The following is a 22,403-nucleotide window of genomic DNA, read 5'->3' on the forward strand; positions in this document are numbered from 1 at the left end:
AAAGCAGACACACTCATGCCCAACCTCCGGACCAGCCCACTCTCCCGCCGCGGCCTGCTGGCCGCCGGTGGCGCCGTCGGCCTCGGTGCCGTCCTCACCGCCTGCGGCGACAGCGACGAGAAGAGCTCCGCCTCGGGTTCGGGTGCGGAGAAATCCGGCCCCTGGTCCTTCAAGGACGACCGCGGACAGACGGCCGAGGCCGGGTCCGTACCGAAGAACATCGTCGCGTTCATCGGTGTCGCCGCCGCGCTCCACGACTACGGCGTCGAGGTCAAGGGTGTCTTCGGTCCGACGAAGACCTCCGACGGCAAGGCCGACGTGCAGGCCGGTGACCTGGACATCAGCAAGGTCGAGGTGCTCGGCAACGTCTGGGGCGAGTTCAACGTCGAGAAGTACGCCGGTCTCGCGCCGGAGCTCCTCGTCACCGCCATGTGGGAGAAGGACGCCCTCTGGTACGTGCCGGACCAGTCCAAGGACAAGATCCTCAAGCTGGCCCCGAGCGTCGCCCTGTGGGCCGCGCAGACCACGGTGCCGAAGGCGATCCAGCGTCACGAGGACCTCGCCGCCTCCCTCGGCGCCGACGTCAAGGCCAAGAAGGTCACCGACGCCAAGGCCGCGTTCGAGAAGGCGGCGGCCCGGCTGCGCGCCGCCGCCAAGTCCCAGCCGAACATCAAGGTCATGGTCGGCTCGGCCAGCCAGGACCTGTTCTACGTCTCCCTCGCCAAGACGTCCGCCGACACCCTGTACTTCCAGGAGCTCGGCGTGCAGTTCGTCGAGCCGAAGGTCAACTCGGCCGGCTTCTTCGAGGAGCTGAGCTGGGAGAACGTCGACAAGTACGACGCCGACATCATCATGATGGACAACCGCTCCTCGGCCCTCCAGCCCGACGCCCTGACCTCCAAGCCGACCTGGGCCCAGCTGCCCGCCGTCAAGGCCGGCCAGGTCATCCCGCGTACGACGGAGCCCATCTACTCCTACGACAAGTGCGCGCCGATCCTCGACGCCCTCGCCGAGGCCATCGAGAAGGCCAAGAAGGTCAGCTGACCCTGCCGGCCCTGCCGGGAGTGACTCCCGGCAGGGCCTTCGCCGTTCCCGTTCCTGGGAGGACCCCTCGCATGACGACCGCCACCGCACCCGCCGTCGCCCCGTTCCGGTTCTTCGGCCTGACGGTCCTCAGGACCAGCAGGCTCAGTCCTTCCATGCGGAGAATCACCTTCGGCGGACCGGGGAGCGACGGCTTCGCCGCCGGGGGCCGGGACCAGAGCCTCTCGATCTTCCTGCCGCATCCGGGCCAGACCGAGGCGGTCGTCCCGGTCGACGGGAACGGTGAGTGGTTCGCGGCGTGGCGGGCCCTGCCCCCGGACGTCAGGGCCGTGATGAGGTCGTACACCGTGCGCGCCCAGCGGTACGCCCCGGACGGCTCGACCGAGATCGACATCGACTTCGCCCTCCACGAGGACGGCGGGCCTGCCTGCCGCTGGGCCGAGGCCGCCGTGCCGGGGCAGCGGCTCACCGTGCTGGGCCCCACCGGCGAGAACAACAACGGGATCCGCTTCCAGCCCCCGCAGGACACCGGGTGCGTCCTGATCTGCGCCGACGAGACGGCCCTTCCCGCCGCCTCGGCCGCCCTGGAGTGGCTGCCGGCCGGCACGAAGGCCAGGGTCTGGCTGGAGGTCCCGCACACCCAGGACCGGCTGGACATCCGCACCGAGGCCGACGCGCACATCACCTGGCTCGTACGGGACGAGGGCGCCCCCTCCGCCGTGGACGCCGTGCGCGCCGCCGCACTGCCCGAGGGCACCCCGTACGTCTGGATCGCCGGTGAGTCGTCCGGGGTGCGGGCGCTGCGCCGCCACTTCGTGCGGGAGCGGGAGTTCGACCGCAGGCGTGTCACCTTCGTCGGCTACTGGCGGCGCGGGCTGAGCGAGGAGCAGCTGCGGGAGGAAGCGGCGCGGGTGGCCGCGTAACACGTCTGCGTTCCTTGTGGGGAGTTCCTGTGACGGCCCCCGGGGGGGCGAGGATCGCGAAAATTGTTAGGTTAGGCTTGCCTAACTTAACCGTCGCGCCCTCGTCCCCCCTTTCTCTGCCCGGAGGGCCGCGACGACGTCCCTACCCGGGAGGCCCCCCACATGCGTTCCCACCTGCTCAACCACACGACGGCGGAGGACTACCGTCGCTCCGTCACCGCGGGAGTCGAACAGGTCGCAGCCAGACTCGCCTCCGCCGAGCAGCCGTTCAGCGGCATCGGCGTCGAGGCGCTCGCCCCCGTCGTCGACGCGATCGACCTCGACCGGCCGCTCGGCGACACGGCTGCCGCCCTGGACGAGCTCGGCGAGGTCTACCTCCGCGACGCCGTGTACTTCCACCACCCCCGCTACCTCGCCCACCTCAACTGCCCGGTGGTCATCCCCGCCGTGGTCGGCGAGGCCGTGCTCTCCGCGGTCAACTCCTCCCTGGACACCTGGGACCAGAGCGCGGGCGGCACGCTGATCGAGCGCCGGCTGATCGACTGGACGGCCGCCCGCATCGGCCTCGGCCCGGCGGCGGACGGCGTCTTCACCAGCGGTGGCACGCAGTCCAACCTGCAGGCGCTGCTGTTGGCCCGCGAGGAGGCCAAGCTCCGCCCCGAGGAGTTCACCCGGCTGCGGATCCTCACCTCCGAGTGCAGCCACTTCAGCGTCCAGAAGTCCGCGAAACTCCTCGGCCTGGGTCCGGACTCCGTCGTGTCGGTCCCCGTCGACCGTGAGAAGCGCATGCAGACCGTGGCGCTGGCCGCGGCACTCGAACGCTGCGAGGCAGAGGGCACCGTGCCGATGGCGGTCGTCGCCACCGCGGGCACCACGGACTTCGGTTCGATCGATCCGCTGCCCGAGATCGCCGCGCTCTGCGAGCGGTACGCGACCTGGATGCACGTCGACGCCGCCTACGGCTGCGGACTGCTCGCCTCGCCCACCCGGCGCGCACTCGTCGACGGCATCGAGCGCGCCGACTCGGTCACCGTGGACTACCACAAGTCCTTCTTCCAGCCGGTGAGTTCATCCGCCGTGCTGGTCCGCGACCGGGCCACGCTGCGCCATGCCACGTATCACGCGGAGTACCTCAATCCGGAGCGCACCGTCGAGGAGCGCATCCCCAACCAGGTGGACAAGTCCCTTCAGACCACGCGCAGGTTCGACGCGCTCAAGCTGTGGATGACGCTCCGCACCATGGGCGCGGACGGTGTCGGTGAGCTGTTCGACGAGGTGTGCGACCGGGCCGCCGAGGGCTGGCGGCTGCTGGCCGCCGACCCGCGCTTCGACGTCGTGGTGGAGCCCCGGCTGTCCACCCTGGTGTTCCGCTACGTCCCCGTCCACGTCAGGACGCCCGCCGACATCGACCGGGCCAACCTCCACGCCCGCAAGGCCCTCTTCGCCTCGGGTGAGGCCGTGGTCGCGGGCACGAAGGTCGGCGACAGCCAGTACCTGAAATTCACCCTGCTCAACCCCGAGACGACCGCGGCCGACATCTCCGCCGTCCTCGACCTGATCGCCGGCCACGCCGAGCAGTACCTGGGAGAGTCCCTTGACCGCGCTTCCTGAGCCCCTCGCCGCTCCGTACGACTTCATCGGGATCGGGCTCGGCCCGTTCAACCTCGGACTCGCCTGCCTGACCGAGCCCGTCGAGGAGCTGAACGGGCTGTTCCTGGAGTCCAAGCCGGACTTCGAGTGGCACTCCGGGATGTTCCTCGAAGGGGCCCATCTCCAGACGCCGTTCATGTCGGACCTGGTGACGATGGCCGACCCGACCAGCCCGTACTCCTTCCTGAACTACCTCAAGGAGCGGGGCAGGCTCTACTCGTTCTACATCCGGGAGAACTTCTACCCGCTGCGCACCGAGTACAACGACTACTGCCGGTGGGCCGCGGCCGCGCTGAGCAGCGTCCGTTTCAAGCAGACCGTGCAGTCGGTTACGTACGACGAGGGTGACGGCCTGTACACCGTCCGCACCGCCGACAGCGCCTTCCGCGCCCGTCACCTCGTCCTGGGCACCGGCACCCCGCCGCACATCCCGGAGGCCTGCCGGGGCCTGGGCGGCGACTTCCTGCACAACTCCCGCTACCTGCGGGAGAAGGCGGCGCTGCAGGCCAAGAAGTCCATCACGCTGGTGGGAAGCGGGCAGAGCGCGGCGGAGATCTACTACGACCTGCTCTCCGAGATCGACGTGCACGGCTACCGGCTGAACTGGGTGACGCGCTCCCCCCGCTTCTTCCCGCTGGAGTACACGAAGCTGACGCTGGAGATGACCTCTCCGGAGTACGTCGACTACTTCCACGCCCTGCCCGAGGAGACGCGCTACCGGCTGGAGTCCGGCCAGAAGGGCCTCTTCAAGGGCATCGACGGCGAGCTGATCGACTCGATCTTCGACCTGCTCTACCAGAAGAACCTGCCGGGCCCCGTGCCCACCCGCCTGCTCACCAACTCCGCGCTGAACAGCGCGCGTTACGAGGAGTCCACGGGCACGTACACGCTGGGCCTGCGCCAGGAGGAGCAGGGCAGGGACTACGAGCTCGACAGCGAGGGCCTGATCCTCGCCACCGGCTACCGGTACGTCCCGCCGGCCTTCCTGGAGCCCGTCGCCCACCGGATCCGGCACGACTCCCGGGGCCGGTTCGACGTGGCCCGCAACTACAGCATCGACACCACCGGGCGCGGGATCTTCCTGCAGAACGCCGGGGTGCACACCCACTCGATCACCTCGCCCGACCTGGGCATGGGTGCCTACCGCAACGCGTACATCATCGGCGAACTGCTCGGCCGTGAGTACTACCCGGTCGAGAAGTCCGTCGCCTTCCAGGAGTTCGCAGCATGACCAGTACGAAACCCCAGGGGACGTTCACCGTCCGCCCCATGGACCCCTCCCCCGGCCGTCCGGGAGGGAGGTCCGACGCCGAGCTGGTGCACGAGTGGGTCACCCATCCCAGGGCGGCCTTCTGGATGATGGGCGACGCCCGGCTGGAGGACGTCGAGCGGGAGTACACGGCGATCGCCGCCCACCCGCACCACGACGCCTTCATCGGGCTGCACGACGGCCGGCCCGCTTTCCTGATGGAGCGCTACGACCCCACCGAGGTCGAGCTCAAGGGGCTGTACGAGGCGGAGCCCGGCGACGTCGGGATGCACTTCCTGGTCGCCCCGCCCGAGACCCCGGTGCACGGCTTCACCCGGGCCGTGATCACCACCGTCATGGAGACCCTGTTCGCCGATCCGCGGGTCCGCAGGGTCGTCGTCGAACCCGACGTCACCAACACCGCGGTGCACGCGCTGAACGAGGCGGTCGGCTTCGAGGTGGTCCGCGAGATCACCAAGCCGGAGAAACAGGCCCTGCTCAGCACCTGCACCCGCGAGCAGTTCGAGGCCGCGACCACTGGAGCCCACCGATGACCGACCGCACCGCCACCACCGCAGCCGTCGACCACCTGACCCCCGAGCGCTGGGCCGTCGCCAACCGGCTGCTGATCCGCAAGGCGCTGGCCGAGTTCTCCCACGAACGGCTGCTGGTCCCGGTCCCGCTCGGCGACGGCGGCTACAGCGTGCGCGGTGACGACGGCGCGGTCGAGTACCGCTTCACCGCCCGCCGCTTCGCGCTGGACCACTGGCAGGTCGACGCCGGGTCGGTCACGCGTCACCGGCACGGCTCGGACCTCCCGCTGGACGCGCTGGAGTTCTTCGTCGAGCTGCGCTCCACGCTGGGCCTGTCGGCGGAGATCCTTCCCGTGTACCTGGAGGAGATCTCCTCCACGCTGGCCGGAACCGCGTACAAACTGACCAAGGAACCGACCACCGCCGCACAGCTCGCCGTGTCCGGTTTCCAGGCGGTGGAGACCGGCATGACCGAGGGGCACCCCTGTTTTGTCGCCAACAACGGCCGGCTCGGCTTCGGGGTCGACGCCTATCGCGCGTACGCCCCGGAGGCGGCGACCGGAATCCGCCTGGTCTGGCTGGCCGCCCGTCGCGATCGCGCCACCTTCACGGCGGGCGCCGGGCTGGACTACCAGGGCCTCATCGCGGGTGAGCTCGGCGAGGAGACCCTGGGCAGGTTCGCCGCGCGGATGACGGACCTCGGGCTCGACCTCGACGACTACCTGCTGATCCCGGTCCACCCCTGGCAGTGGTGGAACAAGCTCGCGATCACCTTTGCCGGCGAGGTGGCCCGGCAGCACCTGGTCTGCCTGGGCGAGGGCGAGGACGCCTATCTGGCCCAGCAGTCGATCCGGACCTTCTTCAACACCGACCACCCGGGGAAGCACTATGTGAAGACGGCGCTGTCCGTGCTGAACATGGGCTTCATGCGGGGGCTCTCCGCCTCGTACATGGAGGCGACCCCCGCGATCAACGACTGGCTGGCCGGTCTGATCGAGCGCGACGAGCTGCTGCGCGGGGCCGGTTTCTCGATCATCCGGGAGCGGGCCGCCATCGGCTACCACCACCGGACCTACGAGGCGGCGACCACCAAGGGGTCCCCGTACCGGAAGATGCTCGCCGCGCTCTGGCGGGAGAGCCCCGTTCCCTCCCTGGTGGGGCGTGAGCGGCTCGCGACGATGGCGTCGCTGCTGCACACCGACGCCGAGGGCCGCTCGGTGGCGGGCGCGCTGATCGCCGAGTCGGGGCTCGACCCGGCCGACTGGCTGCGGCGGTACCTGGACGCGTACCTCGTGCCGGTGCTGCACAGCTTCTACGCGTACGACCTGGTGTTCATGCCGCACGGCGAGAACGTGATCCTGGTGATCGAGGACGGCGTGGTGCGCCGGACGGTCTTCAAGGACATCGCCGAGGAGATCGCGGTCATGGACCCGGACGCGGTCCTGCCGCCCCAGGTCGAGCGGATCCGCGCGGACGTCCCCGAGGACATGAAGCTGCTGTCGGTCCTCACCGACGTCTTCGACTGCTTCTTCCGCTTCCTGGGGGCGGACCTGGCCACGGAGGGGGTCCTCGACGAGGAGACCTTCTGGCGGACGGTCGCGGCGTGCGTCCGGGGCTACCAGGACTCCGTGCCGTACCTCGCCGGCAAGTTCAAGCAGTACGACATGTTCACGGAGGAGTTCGCGCTGTCCTGCCTGAACCGGCTGCAGCTGCGTGACAACCAGCAGATGGTCGACCTGGAGGACCCTGCGGGCGCACTCCAGCTGACCGGCAGGCTGCGGAACCCGATCGCGGGGTACTGAGGCCGAAGGATGAGAACGTAACGGACATTCCTTCCAGATCAACCCCGCAGGATGAGAAATCTGCCCGATATCGGGCAGATTTCTTGCGTAGCGCCCTCGATCCACGCAATATCGACGAGTGCTCGAACACCGCCCCGCGCATGACGACCTCATCGACCACCTCGTACGCTCCACCGCGCTCCAGCGCGGCGAGGCCGCCAGGGTGATCCTCGACGTGCTGGCGTACTTCGACGAGACGACCGAGGCCTTCGTCCGGCGCCGCCACCGCGAACTGCAGTCCGGCGGCCTGGTGAACACGGAGATCTTCGAGCGGATCGCGGCCGAGCTGCCGCACCGCGCGGTGGCGCCGCAGGAGCTCTCGCTCCGCCAGCTGCGCCGCATCGTCTACGGCTGAGCAGGGCGGGCCGGGCACCAAAACCTTGTACGTCGATGGAGGGGCAGAGAATCCATGTGCGGGATCGTCGGTTACATCGGGAAGCGTGACGTGGCTCCGCTGCTGCTGGAAGGCCTCCAGCGGCTGGAGTACCGGGGCTACGACTCCGCGGGCATCGTCATCACGGGCAAGGCCCAGGCGGGCAGGCCCGGCGCCCTGAAGATGGTCAAGGCCAAGGGCCGGGTCCGCGAGCTGGAGGCCCGCGTGCCCAAGCGGTTCGCCGGCACCACCGGCATCGCCCACACCCGCTGGGCCACGCACGGCGCCCCGAGCGACGAGAACGCGCACCCGCACCTGGACGCGGAGAGCAAGGTCGCCGTCGTCCACAACGGCATCATCGACAACGCCTCCGAGCTCCGCGCGAAGCTCGTCGCCGACGGCGTCGCCTTCCTCTCGGAGACCGACACCGAGGTGCTGGTGCACCTGATCTCCCGCTCCCAGGCGCTCACGCTGGAGGAGAAGGTCCGCGAGGCGCTGAAATCCGTCGAGGGCACGTACGGCGTCGCCGTCCTGCACGCCGACTTCAACGACCGCATCGTCGTCGCCCGCAACGGCTCCCCGGTCGTGCTCGGCATCGGCGAGAAGGAGATGTTCGTCGCCTCCGACGTGGCGGCCCTGGTCGCGCACACCCGCCAGATCGTCACCCTGGACGACGGCGAGATGGCCACCCTCAAGGCCGACGACTTCCGTACGTACACCACGGAGGGCTCGACCACGACGGCCACGCCGACCACCGTGGAGTGGGAGGCCGAGTCGTACGACATGGGCGGCCACGACACGTACATGCACAAGGAGATCTCCGAGCAGGCGGACGCCGTGGACCGCGTGCTGCGCGGCCGCATCGACGACCGCTTCTCCACCGTGCACCTGGGCGGCCTGAATCTGGACGCCCGCGAGGCGCGCGGGGTCCGCCGGATCAAGATCCTGGGCTGCGGCACCTCGTACCACGCGGGCATGATCGGCGCCGGCCTCATCGAGGAGCTGGCCCGCATCCCCGCGGACGCGGAGCCCGCGTCCGAGTTCCGCTACCGCAACCCGGTCGTGGACCCCGACACCCTGTACGTCGCCGTCTCGCAGTCCGGCGAGACCTACGACGTGCTGGCCGCCGTGCAGGAGCTCAAGCGCAAGGGCGCGCGTGTCCTGGGCGTCGTGAACGTCGTCGGCTCGGCGATCGCCCGTGAGGCGGACGGTGGCATGTACGTCCACGCGGGCCCCGAGGTCTGTGTCGTCTCCACCAAGTGCTTCACCAACACCGTGGTCGCCTTCGCGCTGCTCGCCCTGCACCTGGGCCGCATCCGCGACCTGTCGGTGGCCGACGGCAAGCGGATCATCGAGGGCCTGCGCAAGCTGCCGGAGCAGATCGGCCGGATCCTGGAGTCGGAGGACGAGATCAAGAAGCTGGCCGAGGAGTACGCCGGTGCGCAGTCGATGATGTTCATCGGCCGTGTCCGGGGCTACCCGGTCGCGCTGGAGGCCTCCCTGAAGCTCAAGGAGATCTCCTACATCCACGCCGAGGCCTACCCCGCCTCGGAGCTCAAGCACGGCCCCCTCGCGCTCATCGAGCCGGCGCTCCCCACGGTCGCGATCGTCCCGGACGACGACCTGCTGGAGAAGAACCGCGCCGCGCTGGAGGAGATCAAGGCCCGCAGCGGACGCATCCTCGCCGTCGCCCACCGCGAGCAGGAGAAGGCCGACCACACGATCGTCGTCCCGAAGAACGAGGACGAGCTGGACCCGATCCTGATGGGCATCCCGCTGCAGCTGCTCGCCTACCACACGGCGCTGGCCATGGGCCGGGACATCGACAAGCCGCGCAACCTGGCGAAGTCCGTCACCGTCGAGTAGCGGACACCGTCCCCGCTGCCTGCGGAAAGGCCCCTGACGTCGCGTCAGGGGCCTTTCCGCGCACTCAGGGGCTGCTCAGGAGCTGCTCAGGGGATGACGATGACCGGGCGCTGGGCGCGGCGCGCGAGACGGCCCGCCACGGACCCGAAGATGCGGCCCACGAGGCCGTGCGTCGAGCCGACGACGATCGCGTCGGCCGAATACTCGCGGCCGACCTCCTCCAGCTCGTGACAGATGTCCCCGCCGCGCTCCACGAGGACCCAGGGGACCTCGGCGAGATAGTCCGCGCAGGCCAGCTCCAGGCCGAGGACCTCGGTGCGGTGATCGGGAACGTCGACGAAGACGGGCGGCTCGCAGCCGGCCCAGACGGTGGTCGGCAGCCGGTTGGCCACATGGACGATGATCAGTCCGGAACCGTGCCGGTTGGCCATGCCGATGGCGTACGCGAGGGCTCGTTCGCTGGACATGGAGCCGTCGAAACCGACCACGACTCCATGCCGGAAGGCGGGATCGCAGGAAGGGCGCGACTCTCCGACCGGCTGCGGTTCCGACCCGGGGTCGGCTACCTGCTTGCGGTCTGCGGGTTCAGGGATTTCGTGACCGGCCATCGGTGTCTCGGCGAAGAGAGTCCTCGTGAGGAGGGAGCGGTTTGGAGGTGTACCTGCGAGCGGTGGAGCTGTGTCCGGGAAACATCTTCCCAACCCCTTACCCCCAAGGGTACGGCGCCACTCCTCCACTGCCCAGCGCTCACACATCGCGGGCGGCGATGGAGGGAGCATGCCGGAGAGTGCCCCGGTATGGCAATGCCGGTTGCGTCGTACATCCAGCTCGTGGACGCTTCGACGGGTTCCGGTCACGGTGTCCGGCCGGCGCTCACCGGGATCCGGGCGCGGCGGCCGAATGTGCCACCCGCCCCTCCGGCCGGGGCCGTCACGCCCCGCCATCATGCAATTGCAGATCGTTCACCCGGAGAGCCCCAATGGCCTCCAGAGGCCCCAGAGGCGCATGGATGCTCCCGCGAACAGGGGGCGTACGCCGGTCGCATGACTGGATTACGCACACGCAACCATCGGTTTTCAGCCAACTTCACCCCCACCCCGTTCCCTTGGGGTCCGAGCCGCTCAACCCACGTGCCACCAGGCAGGAATAGACCGCGCGGTACGCTTTGACCCTATGGGGACGGGCCATGATCGTCATGCGCACTTCCCTGGGGAGCTCGCGGGTGAAACGCTTCGTGATCGAACGCTTCGCGCCAAGTTGCCTTGTCGACATAGTGCCGGTGGGGGAACGTGTCACGTCGGGACCACGGGACGCAGTAGATTCGATCTTGAGTGTCGAGGACTGGGGACGCGTGCGAGACCGAGGGGAAACGTGCAGGAGCGACAGGCCCGTAAGGACCAGGAAGACGCGAACACCGAGGGGGGCTTAGCGTCATGAGCCAGGACTCCGCCACCGCAACGGAGGCGTCACGGAAGCTGACCGGGCGGCGACGCCGGGAAGTCGTAGCCGTACTGCTGTTCAGTGGCGGCCCTATCTTCGAGAGCTCCATTCCGCTCTCGGTTTTCGGAATCGACCGGCAGGACGCGGGCGTTCCCCGCTACCGCCTGCTGGTCTGCGGGGGTGAGGAAGGACCGCTGCGCACCACCGGCGGGCTCGAACTCAGCGCACCGTACGGCCTGGAGGCGATCAGCAGGGCCGGCACCGTCGTGGTGCCCGCCTGGCGGTCCATCACCTCCCCGCCGCCCGCAGAGGCCCTGGACGCGCTGCGCCGCGCCCATGAGGAGGGTGCCCGCATCGTCGGACTCTGCACGGGGGCCTTCGTCCTCGCCGCGGCCGGCCTGCTGGACGGCCGCCCGGCCACCACGCACTGGATGTACGCGCCGACGCTGGCCAAGCGCTATCCGTCGGTGCACGTCGATCCGCGTGAGCTGTTCGTCGACGACGGCGACGTGCTCACCTCGGCCGGGACGGCGGCCGGAATCGATCTGTGCCTCCACATAGTCCGTACCGACCACGGCACCGAGGCGGCAGGGGCCCTGGCCCGCAGGCTCGTCGTACCGCCGCGGCGCAGTGGCGGCCAGGAGCGCTACCTCGACAGGTCTTTACCCGAAGAGATCGGCTCCGACCCGCTCGCCGAGGTCGTGGCCTGGGCGCTGGAGCATCTCCACGAGCAGTTCGACGTGGAGACGCTGGCCGCGCGCGCCTACATGAGCCGGCGGACCTTCGACCGCAGGTTCCGCTCGCTCACGGGCAGCGCACCGCTCCAGTGGCTCATCACCCAGCGCGTGCTGCAGGCGCAGCGGCTGCTCGAGACCTCCGACTACTCCGTCGACGAGGTCGCGGGCCGCTGCGGCTTCCGCTCGCCGGTCGCGCTGCGCGGGCACTTCCGCCGCCAGCTGGGCTCCTCCCCCGCCGCGTACCGGGCCGCCTACCGGGCCCGCCGTCCGCAGGGCGGGGCGCTGGAGAGCGTCACCACGGTGCTGGAGACGTCCGTACCCGCCCAGGGCACGGGGTCGAGCCGGCGGGCCGCCGCGGCGTCCTCGCCCGGCCCGTCGCCGGTCACCGCGACGGCCGCACCCGGCGGCGCCGTGGACCGCCTGGGACCGGGTCCCGAGGCGTACGCTCCGGGCCGCCCGGCCCTGCCGGGGCAGCGCAGCGCCCCGTAGGGTGGGGCCCATGAACGACCGTATGGTGTGGATCGACTGCGAGATGACCGGGCTCTCGCTGACGGACGACGCACTCGTCGAGGTGGCCGCGCTGGTCACCGACTCGGAACTGAACGTGCTCGGCGAAGGGGTGGACATCGTGATCCGCCCGCCGGACGCGGCCCTGGAGACCATGCCCGAGGTGGTGCGGCAGATGCACACCGCCTCGGGCCTCCTCGACGAGCTGGCCGGGGGCACGACCCTGGCCGACGCGGAGGAGCGGGTCATGGCCTACATCCGCGAGCACGTGAAGGAGCCGGGCAAGGCCCCGCTGTGCGGAAACTCGGTCGGCACCGACCGGGGCTTCCTCGCGCGTGACATGCCGTCGCTGGAGGGCTACCTCCACTACCGGATCGTCGATGTGTCCTCGGTCAAGGAGCTGGCGCGCCGCTGGTACCCGAGGGCGTACTTCAACAGTCCGGAGAAGAACGGCAACCACCGGGCGCTCGCCGACATCCGCGACTCCATCACGGAGCTGCGTTACTACCGGGACGCGGTCTTCGTGCCGCAGCCCGGACCGGACTCGGCCCGCGCCAAGGAGATCGCGGCGCGCCACACGCCGGCCGCCGGGCAGTAGGGACACACCGCTGGTCACGGGCCCTCCGGGGCCCGTGCACCCGCCCCGGAGAACCGGGGCGCGAGCACCCGCTCGGACCCTGTACACTTTTTCTCGGCCGGTCAGGAAAGCGACCGGACGACATGGTGGGTATAGCTCAGCTGGCAGAGCACCTGGTTGTGGTCCAGGATGTCGCGGGTTCAAGTCCCGTTACTCACCCTGAACGATCAGCCCCTGACCTGGGAAAACGGGTCAGGGGCTGAGTCTTTTCCCCGGCGGCGGACCTATGGCGCCCCTCACTTCCACGGCCCTGTACGCCGCCGGTCACCCGGGGCGACCGGACGCGCGGCGCCGACGGGCGGGCGGCCCTCCGCCCCCTCATGCGTCGGCCCGGCCGGGTGACACCCGCCACACCCCGCTCCGCCCCGCATGGCGAGCCCGCGGACCGGGCATCCGGCCCACGGGCCCTGCCGCGCTCTCCCCCGACGTGGCAGGGCCTCCTCGCGCCCGCGCGAGGTACGGCCCCCGGGCGGTGCCGCCCGGGGGCCGCTGCGTGCCAAAAATCCGCAGCTGTGTGGAAGGCGTGATGAGGCTTCATGCATACGTTCGGGACTCATGGGCACGCGCAGTGCATCCCGAACGAATGGCTGACCGAACGAAGCCGACAGGAAGCCACAATGACGCGCGGCAGGTGAAGCACATGGCCACGACCGAGAACACCAAGAGCGATCAAGGAAACAGTGGCGGCAACAGCCGGATCGATGTCTCCACAGCGATGCGGAAAGCGGCCGAACAGCTTGCCGAACTCCTCCAGCGCCAGCCCGATTCGGTGTCCTCGCTGAATGCGACGGACGACGGCTGGGCGGCTGATGTGGAAGTCGTCGAGATCGAGAAGATCCCCGACACCATGAGCGTGATGGCCTCCTATCGCGTCAGGCTCGACGGTCAGGGCCAACTCGTGGGATACGAACGAATTCGACGGTACTCGCGAGGACAGGTCGACCGCTGAGCCGACCACTCGCCGAGCAGCCGTACCGCGCAACACAACTCATTGGAAGGAAGACCGACCATGAGTCTCGTACAGCAGAGCAACGCCTCCAACAGCAGCGGGGGCGGTTCCGGAAATCTCTACGACGTTCTTGAGCTCATTCTCGACAGGGGGCTCGTCATCGATGCCTTCATTCGTGTCTCGCTCGTCGGTATCGAGATCCTCAAGATCGACGTGCGTGTCGTCGTCGCGAGCGTGGATACGTATCTGCGTTTCGCCGAGGCGTGCAACCGGCTGGACCTCGAGTCGGGCCGGAAGGCTCCCGCTCAGCTCACCGACATAGTCGGGGACACGATGGAGAGCGGTGCCAAAGGCAAGTCGAAAGGGGCACTGACCGGCGCGGTCGAAGCCTTCACGGACTCCCTCCAGAGCGGCCGTGACGACTCCGACGAGAAGGAGAAGGAGAAGCGGCCGGCGCGCAAGACCGCTTCGAGCAGCCGCCGGACGTCCCAGCGAGGGGAGGAGTAACGCATGCCGACCTACATCTATGCCATCACCGCGGCCGACCACCCGCTGCGGCTGGACGGCCTGTCCGGCGTCGGGGAACCGGCGTCGCAGCTGCGCACCGTCAAGACGGGAGTGCTCGGCGCGGTGGTCAGCGACACACCGGCCGACCTGCGGGCGAAGCGACGTGATCTCGTGGCCCACCAGAGCGTGCTGGAGAGGCTGATGGCCGACGGTGCCGCGCTGCCGATGCGCTTCGGTCTCGTCGGGCCCGACGACGAACAGGTACGCGCCGCACTGGAGCAGGGCAAGGACAGCTACACGGCCCGCCTTTCCGAGCTGGACGGCCGTCTCGAGTACAACGTGAAGGTCTCGCGCGACGAGGAGAGCCTGCTGCGGGAGATCCTCACGGAATCGCCCGAGGCCCGGCGGCTCAGCGAACACACCCGGCAGAACCCGGGGGCGCAGGACCAGAAGATGGCTCTCGGCGAACTCGTGTCGCACGAGGTCCAGGCCAGGCAGGAAGCAATGGGACGGGAATTGGCGAGCGCACTGGCGACCGCCGCGGAAAGGGTCTCCGAAGGAGAACCCACGAAGACCCACTTCCTGAACGTCTCCTACCTCGTGAAGCGCGACGATGCTGCCGCCTTCTCGCAGGCGGTCCACGAGGAGGCCGAGCGCAGGGGTGACGATTACACGTTCGCCCTGAACGGCCCTCTTCCGCCCTACAGCTTCGTCTGACGTACATCCCTCGCAGAGGGGAGGCACCTTTTCATGGGCCTCATTACGCAACTGCTCACCCTTCCGCTGGCTCCGGTGCGCGGCACGGCCTGGGTTCTCGATCAAGTGGTGCAAGCCGCGGAACGCGAGCACTACGACCCGGCGGCCGTACGCACGCAATTGGCCGAGCTGGAACGTGAACTGCTGAGCGGCGAAATCGACGAGGAAGAATTCGACCGACGCGAGGACGAACTGCTGGACTGGCTCGCCGAGTGCGAGGCCTACCGGAATCGTCCGGACGGCAACTCCTGATGGTGGGAGATTGAGGTGTTCGACAGATGACCGGCAATGCGAAGATAGGTGCGGCCCTGGTGGGCGGCTATCTGCTGGGACGTACCAAGAAGGCCAAGCTGGCGATCGGCTTCGGGATGTTCCTGGCAGGCAAGAAGCTGAGCCTGGACCCGAGGCAGCTCGGCAGGATGCTGGCCGACTCGCCGCTCCTGGGCGGCGTCAACGACCAGGTCCGCAAGGAGCTGGTGGGCGCCACGAAGACGGCCGCCACCAAGGCCCTCACACAGCGGGCCACCGGTCTTGCCGACTCCCTGCACAAGCGCACCCTCGAACTCGAGGACCCGTCCGGCGCCAAGGCGCGGGACGAGGAGGACGAGGGCGACGAGGAGTCCGAGGACGACGACCTCGACGCGCGTGACGAGCAGGACGACGCGGACGAGGACAGCGGGGGCACGGAGGAGAAGCCGGCCCCGCGCCGCACGGCAGCGGCCAGGAAGACCGCCAAGCCGGCGGCCAAGTCCGCGGCCGGTGCCCGGCGGACCGCCTCGGGAGGCGCGCGGAAGAAGGCCGCTCCGGCAGCCCGCAAGGCCGCCTCCGGGGCCCGCGGGAAGCGGGGTGGCAGCAATGGCTGACTCGGCCTTCAGCAAGCTCAAGGACGACGTGGCGAACAATCCCGCCACCGACCGTCTCAAGGAAGAGCTGCAGAACTACCTCAAGGCGCGTGCGCAGCACGCGGTCACCAATCTCGGCCACAAGCTGGGCGAGGGGGTGGGCAGACTCGCGGACGGCGACGCCCCCGGCGGTGCGGTGAAGACCCTCGCCAAGGGCGGCAAGGCGCTCAGCGAGGGCAAGTCCCCCGCACAGGCCGCCGTCAGCGCCGGCGCGTCCCATGTGAAGGACGCCATCAAGGACAAGGTCAAGGGGCTGTTCGGCAAGGGCCGCAAGGGCGGCGGAGGCAAGTCGAAGAGCGTCACCATCTCCGAGGACATCGACGTCGGTGTGCCGGTGCGCGAGGCCTACGACCAGTGGACCCAGTTCCAGGAGTTCAGCACCTTCGCCAAGGGTGTCGTGAGCGTCGAGAAGTCCGACGACACGAGCAGCAACTGGAAGGTGAAGGTCGCCAAGTCCACGCGCAGTTGGAAGGCGAACGTCACGGAGCAGGTTCCGGACGAGCGGATCACCTGGACCACCGAGGGCGCCAAGGGGACGGTCAAGGGAGTGGTGACGTTCCACGCCCTCACCGACAACCTGACACGGGTCCTGCTCGTTCTCGAGTACTTCCCCAAGGGGCTGTTCGAGAAGACCGGGAACATCTGGCGCGCCCAGGGCCGCCGGGCCCGCCTCGATCTGAAGCTCTACCGCAAGTTCATCATGATGCGCGGCGAGGCGACCGACGGCTGGCGCGGTGAGATCCGCGACGGCGAGGTCGTCGTGGAGCACGACGAGGCCGTCGAGGAGGAAGAGGCCCGCGCCGAGGAGGAGAACGGCTCCGAGGCGGAGGAGCCCGAGTCCGAGAACGGCGAGGACGACGAACTCCCCCCGGAGGACGAGGTCTACGAGGACGACGAGGATCTCGTCGACGAGGACGAGGAGGCTCCCGCCGACGAGCCCCGTGCCGACGACTCCTACGAGGACGAGGACGAGCACGAGGACGTGGAGGAGGACGCGGATGCCGAGGAGGAGGAGCCTCTCGAGGACGAGGAAGAAGAGGAGCCGGCCCCGCGCACCCGGCGCCGTACCGCCTCCGCACGGAGCTGACATGCTCCGCCTACAGCACGGATGGGACTGATCCGACGTGTCCGACTCACTGGCCGGCCGCATGGGGGCCTCTTCGGGAGCGTCCCCGTACGGCCAGCAGCAGTCCTCCGCGAACCTGGCCGACATCCTCGAACGCGTCCTGGACAAGGGCGTCGTCATCGCGGGTGACATCCAGATCAACCTGCTGGACATCGAACTCCTGACGATCAAGCTGCGCTTGCTGGTCGCTTCCGTGGACAAGGCCAAGGAGATGGGCATCGACTGGTGGGAGCACGATCCCTCGCTCTCCTCCCGGGCCCGCCCTCCGCAGAGGCCCCAGGCGGTGGACGCGTCGCGGGACGGGACGGCGGTGGAGGCGGAGAACGCACGGCTGCGGGCCGAGATAGCCGAGCTGAGGGCCGCCGTGGGGCTGCCGGCCTCATCGGCGGCCGGGGCCGGCCAGGACGCGCTTCCCGGGCGTGCCGACGTGGAGAGCACGGAAGGTGAGGATGCGAAGTGACTGCGGAAGTGGACCCGGCGACAGACCCGGAGATGTCCTACGTCTACGCCGTCAGCCGCGCCGGAGCCCCTCTCGAGGCGGCTCTCGCGGGGCGGCCGGGCCTGGAGGGGTCTCCTCTGCGGACGGTCCGCGCGGGGGACCTCGTCGCCCTGGTCTCGTCGGTCCCCTCAGCGTCGTACGGAACCGAGGGTGTGAAGGCGCAGATGGAGGACCTCGGCCGGCTGGAGGTGCTGGCCCGCACCCACCACGCGGTCGTCGAGGCGGCCTACGAGCACGCGGCCGTCCTGCCGATGCGGCTGGTGACGGTCTACCTCGACGACGGGCGGGTCCAGGACATGCTGGGCGCACGCGAGGCCGAGTTCTCCGCTCTGCTCGCCCGCCTCGAAGGCCACGTCGAGCTCGGCGTCAAGGTCTACGCCGACCCGCGCGAGGCGGTCACGGTGGGCGGCGGAGCGGAGACTGAGGCCCCGGGCTCCCCCGGGCGGGCCTACCTCCAGCGGCGCCGTGCGCAGCAGCAGAACCACCGCGCGACCTACCGGGCGGCGGGCTCGGTGGCCGCCGAGGTGCCGGCCCGGGTGGCCGACATCGCCCGGGCGCACGTCACGCACCGTCCGCAGCAGGGGGACCTCGCCCAGGCCGCGGGCGAGAACATCGTCAACGACGCCTATCTGGTCCAGGACACCGAGGTCGACGCGTTCCGCGCGGCCCTCACAGGGCTCGCCGACGACGTACCGGGCGTGCGCGTGGAGATCACCGGCCCCTGGGCCCCGTACTCCTTCGCGACACCGCCCGCGGCGGACAGCGGTGAGCCGCGATGAATGACGAACTGGGCGCCGCCATGCCCGGTGCGGGGTTCGCCGAACCCCGCACCGGGCATTCCGGGCCGCCCGACGAGTCCATCGAGTCGCTGGCCGGCCGCCAGGTGGCACTGATCGACCTGCTGGACCGCTTGCTGAACGGAGGAGCGGTGCTCACGGGCGATCTGGTCCTCTCCATCGCCGACGTCGACCTGGTGCACATCAACCTGAGGGCCGTGATCCGGTCGATCACGTCGGACGAACCGGCGCCGTGGTGAGGACCGTACGGCGAATGAACGAGGAGCAGTCCATGGCCGAGGAAACCGGGGAAACACAGCCGCGTGCGCAGAACCTCCAGGAGGTCGCCCAGGCGGCGGCCCGCGCTTTCGATCTGGTCCCCGCGGGGCCCGACGAGGCGAGCACGCGCAGCGGCCTGGCCCAGCGTCTGGAGACCGACCCGGAGACGGTGGAACGCGACCTCATCAAACTGGTGCTGACGATCGTCGAACTGCTGCGCCAGCTCATGGAGCGCACCGCCCTGCACCGGGTCGACGTGGGCGATCTCCGTGAGGACCAGGAGGAACGCATCGGCATGACGCTGATGATCCTCCAGGACCGGATGTCGGAGCTCTGCGAGCGCTACGACCTCACCATGGAGGACCTCAACCTGGATCTGGGGCCGCTGGGTTCACTTCTTCCACGGGATTCCGGCTGAATTTTCACCGCACCGTTTCGAGCCACGGCGAGGGGTAACACGCACACCATGACTGCAGAGAGCGAAGAATCCAAGAAGGCAAGCGGTTCTGCGGCGAAGGCCGGTACGGGTGCCAGGACGGCCGCCGCCAAGGGGCGACAGACCACAGCGGCAGCCAACAACCACGCCAAGTCCGGCTCGGCGGTCGCAGCCTCGAAGGCCAAGTCAACGGCGCAGGACGCCAAGTCCTCCGCCGCGGAAGCCGCCCACTCGGCGGAGACCGGAGTGCGGTCGGCCGGCCAGGCGACGAAGCGGGTGGCGGTCGCCGGGTGGGACACCGGTCGGCAGACTGTCCTGGACACAGCGGGGAAGGTGACCTCGACGGCCACCACCGCGTGGACGGTCGTCAAGCACCGCAAGGCCATAGCGGTCGGAGCCGCCGCGGGCATCGGCGGTCTCCTGGGCGGCGCGTTCGCCCTCGGCCGCCAGACGGCCAAGACCCACGCCGGACCGATCACCCGCCTCACCGGCGGCCGGATCTGACCGCACCGCGGCACACGCCGCACCTACACCCCAAGGGGGCCGACAGACACTGTCGGCCCCCTCTCCGTGCCTGCGGGTCAGGACGACTCGCGCACCACCAGCTCCGTGGGCAGCACGATCCTCGGCCGCTCCTCCGCGACGTCGCCCGCCGAGCGGTTCGCGATCTCCTGGAGCAGGACGCGGGTCATCGTGCGGCCCATCTCCTCGATCGGCTGGCGCACGCTCGTCAGGGGCGGGTCCATGTGGCGGGCCACCGCAGAGTCGTCGAAGCCGATCAGGGCCACGTCGTCCGGGATGCGGCGGCCGGACTCGCGCAGGACCTGGCGGGCGCCCGCGGCCATCACGTCGGAGGCGGCGAAGACCGCGTCCACGTCCGGGCGGCGCTCCAGCAGCTCCCGCATCGCGCGGGCGCCGCCCTCCTCGCTGAAGTCGGCGGGGGCGATCAGCCGTTCGTCGGGGTCGAGCCCGGCCGCGGCGATGGCCTTGCGGTAGCCGTCGAGGCGGCGCTGGGCGCCGTAGACGTCCAGGCGGCCGGTGATCGTGGCGATGGAGCGGCGGCCTCGCGATATGAAGTGGTCGACGGCCGCGCGGGCGCCCTCGAAGTTGTCGGAGTCCACGGAGGGCAGCGTCTCCGCCGCGTGCCTGCGGCCGCTGATCACGGCGGGCATGCCGAGCTGTTCGAGGAGGTCCGGCAGCGGGTCGTCGGCGTGGACGGAGACCAGGAGCACCCCGTCGACCCGGTGCGCGGTCAGGTACTGGGCCAGCCGGCGGCGCTCGCGGTCGTTGCCCGCGAGGGTCAGCAGCAGCTGCATCTCCGTGTCGGCGAGGGCCGCGCCGACGCCCCGCACGATGTCGGAGAAGTAGGGCTCGGCGAAGAACCGGGTCTCGGACTCGGGCACGACGAGCGCGATGGCGTCCGTGCGGTTGCCCGCGAGGGCACGGGCCGCGCGGTTGGGTACGTAACCCAGTTCGGCGACCGCCGCCTCGACCGCCTCCCGGGTCTGTGCGCTGACCCGCGGCGAGCCGTTGATGACGCGTGAGGCCGTGCCCCGCCCCACTCCGGCCCGGGCCGCTACCTCTTCGAGCGTGGGCCGCCCGCCACTCCGTACTCGCGCTGCCGCCATGGCTGCCTCCCGTTCGCGGTCAATTTCTCACAGCGGGTTGGCCAAACCAAGTCCCACCGTCCGATCCCTCGACACTCGTCAGGACCAGGCGGTCCCTGCAGCGCCACAACTCTTGGGAGCGCTCCCAAGCGTACGGGGTCCGGATGACGAACACGTAAGGCGGGCGGGGCGGGCACGGAAAAGCGGGACCAGGCGGTGTGCCGGGTCCCGCTTTTCCGTGCCGGTCGGGTCAGACGGTGCCGACCGGGGGCAGTGCGTGGCGGCGGATCACGTCGGAGTACCAGTGGGCGCTCGTCTTGGGGATCCGGCGCTGGGAGGCGTAGTCGACGTACACCGCGCCGAAGCGCTTCGAATAGCCGTACGCCCATTCGAAGTTGTCCATGAGCGACCAGAGGAAGTAGCCACGGACGTCCGCGCCGTCGGCGACCGCCCGCTGTACGGCGTCGAGGTGACCGTGCAGGTACGCGACCCGCTCCGGGTCCGCGACCTTGCCCTCGGGAGAGACGTAGTCGTCGAAGGCGGCGCCGTTCTCGGTGACCATCAGCGGGAGGCCCGGGTGGTCCCTGGTGACGTCCATGAGCAGGTTGTAGAGCCCGTCGGGGTCGATCGACCAGTCCATGGCGGTGCGCTCCTTCCCCTCGGCGAGGTGGAAGGCGACGTGCTCGGAGCCGGGCCAGGGGGAATGGTCGCTGGCGCCGTGGGCGTCGCTGCGCGCGTAGTCGGCGCCGTCCACCGGGGTGGAGACCAGGGTCGGCGTGTAGTAGTTGATGCCGAGGGCGTCGACCGGGCGGGAGATGGTGGCGAGGTCGCCGTCCCGGACCAGCTTCGACCAGTCCACCAGGTGCGAGGTGTCGGTGATCAGGTCCTCGGGGTACTCCCCGCGCAGCATCGGACCGGTGAAGACGCGGTTGCCGACCGCGTCGATGCGGCGGGCGGCGTCCGCGTCGGCCTCGCTGCCGGTGAGCGGGCGGACCTGGTGGAGGTTGAGGGTGACCGAGGTCTGCGCGGAAGCGGGGAGTTGGGCGCGCAGAACCTCGATCGCCCGGCCATGGGCGAGGTTGAGGTGATGGGCCGCCTGCAGCGCCGCTGCGGGCTCGGTGCGGCCGGGGGCGTGCACACCGGAGCCGTAACCGAGGTAGGCCGAGCACCAGGGCTCGTTGAGGGTGGTCCACATGCCGACGCGGTCGCCGAGGGCGCCCGACACGATGGCGGCGTAGTCGGCGAAGCGGTCGGCGGTCACGCGCTCGGGCCAGCCGCCGGCGTCCTCCAGCTCCTGGGGCAGGTCCCAGTGGTAGAGGGTCGCGACGGGCATGATGCCGGCGTCCAGCAGCTCGTCGACGAGCTTGCGGTAGAAGTCCAGGCCGCGCTCGACGGCGGGCCCGCGGCCGGTGGGCTGGACCCGGGACCAGGAGACGGAGAAGCGGTACGCCTTCAGCCCGAGCTGCTTCATGAGCGCGACGTCGTCGCGGTAGCGGTGGTAGTGGTCGGCGGCGATGTCGCCGGTGTCGCCGTTGCGGACCTTGCCGGGCGTACGGCTGAAGGTGTCCCAGATGGACGGCGTGCGGCCGTCCTCGGCGGCGGCGCCCTCGACCTGGTAGGAGGCGGTCGCCGCGCCCCAGATGAAGCCCGTGGGGAACTGTGCCTCGGGCGCCTGCTTCGGGGTGGTGTCGGGTCGTACGGCTGTCATGCGGGAGCGCTCCCATGGGGGTGGAGGGACGAGGACGGGGAAGTGCGGGACCCGGTAA

24 protein-coding genes and 1 tRNA gene are annotated in these 22,403 nt (G+C 69.8%); 22 read left to right on the forward strand and 3 right to left on the reverse strand.

Annotation, left to right across the window (positions count from 1 at the left end):
- Positions 1–15: 15 nt before the first annotated feature.
- From ACIP63_RS05790 to glmS, 8 genes are all read left to right on the forward strand, one after another.
- Positions 16–1,044, forward strand: coding sequence for an ABC transporter substrate-binding protein (locus ACIP63_RS05790; RefSeq protein ID WP_401511768.1), 1,029 nt, complete (start codon positions 16–18; stop codon positions 1,042–1,044).
- Positions 1,045–1,115: 71 nt separating this feature from the next.
- Entirely contained in the window at positions 1,116–1,967 is an 852-nt protein-coding gene (locus ACIP63_RS05795; protein WP_401511770.1) for a siderophore-interacting protein, read from the forward strand.
- Between the two features lie 162 nt (positions 1,968–2,129).
- Positions 2,130–3,578 carry a pyridoxal phosphate-dependent decarboxylase family protein gene (locus ACIP63_RS05800; protein WP_401511772.1) on the forward strand — a complete coding sequence of 483 codons (1,449 nt, stop codon included), beginning with the start codon at positions 2,130–2,132 and terminating at the stop codon, positions 3,576–3,578.
- Entirely contained in the window at positions 3,562–4,848 is a 1,287-nt protein-coding gene (locus ACIP63_RS05805) for a lysine N(6)-hydroxylase/L-ornithine N(5)-oxygenase family protein (RefSeq protein WP_401511774.1), read from the forward strand. Before ACIP63_RS05800 ends, ACIP63_RS05805 begins: the two co-directional genes overlap by 17 nt.
- Positions 4,845–5,420, forward strand: coding sequence for a GNAT family N-acetyltransferase (locus ACIP63_RS05810; RefSeq protein WP_401511776.1), 576 nt, complete (start codon positions 4,845–4,847; stop codon positions 5,418–5,420). The genes ACIP63_RS05805 and ACIP63_RS05810 overlap by 4 nt, the downstream gene beginning before the upstream one ends.
- Positions 5,417–7,201 carry an IucA/IucC family protein gene (locus tag ACIP63_RS05815; RefSeq protein WP_401511777.1) on the forward strand — a complete coding sequence of 595 codons (1,785 nt, stop codon included), beginning with the start codon at positions 5,417–5,419 and terminating at the stop codon, positions 7,199–7,201. Before ACIP63_RS05810 ends, ACIP63_RS05815 begins: the two co-directional genes overlap by 4 nt.
- A gap of 118 nt (positions 7,202–7,319) precedes the next feature.
- Positions 7,320–7,595 (forward strand): hypothetical protein, encoded by a 276-nt coding sequence (locus ACIP63_RS05820; RefSeq protein ID WP_362926760.1) that lies wholly within the window; start codon positions 7,320–7,322, stop codon positions 7,593–7,595.
- A 54-nt stretch (positions 7,596–7,649) separates the two neighbouring features.
- Complete coding sequence (gene glmS / locus ACIP63_RS05825) at positions 7,650–9,479, forward strand: glutamine--fructose-6-phosphate transaminase (isomerizing) (protein WP_401511779.1); 1,830 nt, start codon at positions 7,650–7,652, stop codon at positions 9,477–9,479.
- A gap of 86 nt (positions 9,480–9,565) precedes the next feature.
- Here glmS and ACIP63_RS05830 read toward each other — a convergent pair whose 3' ends face one another.
- Positions 9,566–10,087 carry a universal stress protein gene (locus ACIP63_RS05830; protein ID WP_401511781.1) on the reverse strand — a complete coding sequence of 174 codons (522 nt, stop codon included), beginning with the start codon at positions 10,085–10,087 and terminating at the stop codon, positions 9,566–9,568.
- Between the two features lie 825 nt (positions 10,088–10,912).
- On the opposite strand from ACIP63_RS05830, the gene ACIP63_RS05835 reads away from it, so the two are divergent.
- From ACIP63_RS05835 to ACIP63_RS05900, 14 genes are all read left to right on the forward strand, one after another.
- Entirely contained in the window at positions 10,913–12,145 is a 1,233-nt protein-coding gene (locus ACIP63_RS05835; RefSeq protein WP_401511782.1) for a helix-turn-helix domain-containing protein, read from the forward strand.
- Between the two features lie 10 nt (positions 12,146–12,155).
- A complete protein-coding gene (orn, locus tag ACIP63_RS05840) occupies positions 12,156–12,761 on the forward strand; it encodes an oligoribonuclease (RefSeq protein ID WP_104786026.1) in 606 nt (201 codons plus the stop codon).
- Positions 12,762–12,886: 125 nt separating this feature from the next.
- Positions 12,887–12,959 (forward strand) — tRNA-His (locus tag ACIP63_RS05845).
- 481 nt (positions 12,960–13,440) lie between these two features.
- Positions 13,441–13,749 (forward strand): gas vesicle protein, encoded by a 309-nt coding sequence (locus tag ACIP63_RS05850; protein WP_401511783.1) that lies wholly within the window; start codon positions 13,441–13,443, stop codon positions 13,747–13,749.
- 60 nt (positions 13,750–13,809) lie between these two features.
- A complete protein-coding gene (locus ACIP63_RS05855) occupies positions 13,810–14,256 on the forward strand; it encodes a gas vesicle structural protein GvpA (RefSeq protein ID WP_401511785.1) in 447 nt (148 codons plus the stop codon).
- A 3-nt stretch (positions 14,257–14,259) separates the two neighbouring features.
- The gene (locus ACIP63_RS05860) at positions 14,260–14,973 is read left to right on the forward strand and encodes a GvpL/GvpF family gas vesicle protein (protein WP_401511787.1); all 714 of its coding nucleotides are present in this window, start codon (positions 14,260–14,262) and stop codon (positions 14,971–14,973) included.
- A 33-nt stretch (positions 14,974–15,006) separates the two neighbouring features.
- Positions 15,007–15,264, forward strand: a complete 258-nt coding sequence (locus ACIP63_RS05865; protein ID WP_104786030.1) for a gas vesicle protein GvpG — start codon at positions 15,007–15,009, stop codon at positions 15,262–15,264.
- A 26-nt stretch (positions 15,265–15,290) separates the two neighbouring features.
- A complete protein-coding gene (locus tag ACIP63_RS05870; protein WP_401511789.1) occupies positions 15,291–15,875 on the forward strand; it encodes a hypothetical protein in 585 nt (194 codons plus the stop codon).
- The gene (locus ACIP63_RS05875) at positions 15,868–17,001 is read left to right on the forward strand and encodes an SRPBCC family protein (RefSeq protein WP_401511791.1); all 1,134 of its coding nucleotides are present in this window, start codon (positions 15,868–15,870) and stop codon (positions 16,999–17,001) included. Before ACIP63_RS05870 ends, ACIP63_RS05875 begins: the two co-directional genes overlap by 8 nt.
- Before the next feature lie 37 nt (positions 17,002–17,038).
- The gene (locus tag ACIP63_RS05880) at positions 17,039–17,500 is read left to right on the forward strand and encodes a gas vesicle protein (protein WP_401511793.1); all 462 of its coding nucleotides are present in this window, start codon (positions 17,039–17,041) and stop codon (positions 17,498–17,500) included.
- Complete coding sequence (locus ACIP63_RS05885; RefSeq protein WP_401511795.1) at positions 17,497–18,318, forward strand: GvpL/GvpF family gas vesicle protein; 822 nt, start codon at positions 17,497–17,499, stop codon at positions 18,316–18,318. Before ACIP63_RS05880 ends, ACIP63_RS05885 begins: the two co-directional genes overlap by 4 nt.
- On the forward strand, positions 18,315–18,575 hold the full coding sequence (locus tag ACIP63_RS05890) for a gas vesicle protein (RefSeq protein WP_393759029.1): 261 nt from the start codon (positions 18,315–18,317) through the stop codon (positions 18,573–18,575). Before ACIP63_RS05885 ends, ACIP63_RS05890 begins: the two co-directional genes overlap by 4 nt.
- Positions 18,576–18,607: 32 nt before the next feature.
- Positions 18,608–19,012, forward strand: a complete 405-nt coding sequence (locus ACIP63_RS05895; protein WP_401511797.1) for a gas vesicle protein K — start codon at positions 18,608–18,610, stop codon at positions 19,010–19,012.
- 48 nt (positions 19,013–19,060) lie between these two features.
- Entirely contained in the window at positions 19,061–19,534 is a 474-nt protein-coding gene (locus tag ACIP63_RS05900; RefSeq protein ID WP_401511798.1) for a hypothetical protein, read from the forward strand.
- A 77-nt stretch (positions 19,535–19,611) separates the two neighbouring features.
- On the opposite strand, the gene ACIP63_RS05905 is transcribed toward ACIP63_RS05900, so the two are convergent.
- Positions 19,612–20,658 (reverse strand): LacI family DNA-binding transcriptional regulator, encoded by a 1,047-nt coding sequence (locus ACIP63_RS05905; protein ID WP_401511800.1) that lies wholly within the window; start codon positions 20,656–20,658, stop codon positions 19,612–19,614.
- Positions 20,659–20,887: 229 nt separating this feature from the next.
- On the reverse strand, positions 20,888–22,345 hold the full coding sequence (locus tag ACIP63_RS05910) for a GH1 family beta-glucosidase (protein ID WP_401511802.1): 1,458 nt from the start codon (positions 22,343–22,345) through the stop codon (positions 20,888–20,890).
- Positions 22,346–22,403: the final 58 nt, after the last annotated feature.

Source organism: Streptomyces sp. NPDC088746 (assembly GCF_044751065.1).
In the GTDB taxonomy this organism is placed as follows: Bacteria; Actinomycetota; Actinomycetes; order Streptomycetales; family Streptomycetaceae; genus Streptomyces.

What these genes read in the sequence shown, in the direction of transcription:
- ACIP63_RS05865 (WP_104786030.1), top strand. Translation starts at nt 15,007, where the DNA reads ATGGGCCTCATTACGCAACTGCTCACCCTTCCGCTGGCTCCGGTGCGC.
- ACIP63_RS05810 (WP_401511776.1), top strand. Translation starts at nt 4,845, where the DNA reads ATGACCAGTACGAAACCCCAGGGGACGTTCACCGTCCGCCCCATGGAC.
- ACIP63_RS05860 (WP_401511787.1), top strand. Translation starts at nt 14,260, where the DNA reads ATGCCGACCTACATCTATGCCATCACCGCGGCCGACCACCCGCTGCGG.
- ACIP63_RS05895 (WP_401511797.1), top strand. Translation starts at nt 18,608, where the DNA reads ATGGCCGAGGAAACCGGGGAAACACAGCCGCGTGCGCAGAACCTCCAG.
- ACIP63_RS05790 (WP_401511768.1), top strand. Translation starts at nt 16, where the DNA reads ATGCCCAACCTCCGGACCAGCCCACTCTCCCGCCGCGGCCTGCTGGCC.
- ACIP63_RS05875 (WP_401511791.1), top strand. Translation starts at nt 15,868, where the DNA reads ATGGCTGACTCGGCCTTCAGCAAGCTCAAGGACGACGTGGCGAACAAT.
- ACIP63_RS05830 (WP_401511781.1), bottom strand. Translation starts at nt 10,087, where the DNA reads ATGGCCGGTCACGAAATCCCTGAACCCGCAGACCGCAAGCAGGTAGCC.
- orn (WP_104786026.1), top strand. Translation starts at nt 12,156, where the DNA reads ATGAACGACCGTATGGTGTGGATCGACTGCGAGATGACCGGGCTCTCG.
- ACIP63_RS05870 (WP_401511789.1), top strand. Translation starts at nt 15,291, where the DNA reads ATGACCGGCAATGCGAAGATAGGTGCGGCCCTGGTGGGCGGCTATCTG.
- ACIP63_RS05890 (WP_393759029.1), top strand. Translation starts at nt 18,315, where the DNA reads ATGAATGACGAACTGGGCGCCGCCATGCCCGGTGCGGGGTTCGCCGAA.
- ACIP63_RS05910 (WP_401511802.1), bottom strand. Translation starts at nt 22,345, where the DNA reads ATGACAGCCGTACGACCCGACACCACCCCGAAGCAGGCGCCCGAGGCA.
- ACIP63_RS05900 (WP_401511798.1), top strand. Translation starts at nt 19,061, where the DNA reads ATGACTGCAGAGAGCGAAGAATCCAAGAAGGCAAGCGGTTCTGCGGCG.
- ACIP63_RS05800 (WP_401511772.1), top strand. Translation starts at nt 2,130, where the DNA reads ATGCGTTCCCACCTGCTCAACCACACGACGGCGGAGGACTACCGTCGC.
- ACIP63_RS05905 (WP_401511800.1), bottom strand. Translation starts at nt 20,658, where the DNA reads ATGGCGGCAGCGCGAGTACGGAGTGGCGGGCGGCCCACGCTCGAAGAG.
- ACIP63_RS05855 (WP_401511785.1), top strand. Translation starts at nt 13,810, where the DNA reads ATGAGTCTCGTACAGCAGAGCAACGCCTCCAACAGCAGCGGGGGCGGT.
- ACIP63_RS05850 (WP_401511783.1), top strand. Translation starts at nt 13,441, where the DNA reads ATGGCCACGACCGAGAACACCAAGAGCGATCAAGGAAACAGTGGCGGC.
- glmS (WP_401511779.1), top strand. Translation starts at nt 7,650, where the DNA reads ATGTGCGGGATCGTCGGTTACATCGGGAAGCGTGACGTGGCTCCGCTG.
- ACIP63_RS05815 (WP_401511777.1), top strand. Translation starts at nt 5,417, where the DNA reads ATGACCGACCGCACCGCCACCACCGCAGCCGTCGACCACCTGACCCCC.
- ACIP63_RS05835 (WP_401511782.1), top strand. Translation starts at nt 10,913, where the DNA reads ATGAGCCAGGACTCCGCCACCGCAACGGAGGCGTCACGGAAGCTGACC.
- ACIP63_RS05795 (WP_401511770.1), top strand. Translation starts at nt 1,116, where the DNA reads ATGACGACCGCCACCGCACCCGCCGTCGCCCCGTTCCGGTTCTTCGGC.